General features: G+C 39.8%; 1 protein-coding gene. It reads right to left on the bottom strand.

Annotated elements, in window-relative coordinates; genetic code table 11:
* Nucleotides 1-422, bottom strand: a 422-nt coding sequence (locus AD60_RS07860; protein ID WP_233186865.1) for an ABC transporter substrate-binding protein, incomplete at both ends; no start/stop codon positions are given.

The following is a 422-nucleotide window of genomic DNA, read 5'->3' as shown; positions in this document are numbered from 1 at the left end:
TGTACTTCGTTGCCTTGAACTTCTACTGCAGGATCTATTACATCATGATAGAAATTAACTAAAGCCTCTTCGTATTCAGGAGATGTAGGATTCATCTCACCATCAAATATAGTAGCCCATGAAGCACCTACGTAATCTTCTACCAAGGTTCTAATACTGAAAACACCAAACATGGGATCCAAGAACATCCATATTGGTCCTCCAGGTGGGTTATATAATAGTGCTCTTTCGAACGTGTATTCGACATCTTCAGGTGTTAAATCGTTACCGTTGTGGAATTTCACACCTTCTCTTATTGGGAAAACATATGTCGTTCCACCATCTCTCAAATAACCGTTTTCAACTGTTGGGACAACCGTTGAGAGCATAGGAACAAACTTACTCAAACTTTCACCATCGTATGCTACCAAGTTGTCATAGAC

Source organism: Petrotoga sp. SL27 (assembly GCF_002924605.1).
GTDB classification, from domain to species: Bacteria; Thermotogota; Thermotogae; order Petrotogales; family Petrotogaceae; genus Petrotoga; species Petrotoga sibirica.
This window is presented reverse-complemented; position numbering and strand designations above follow the sequence as displayed.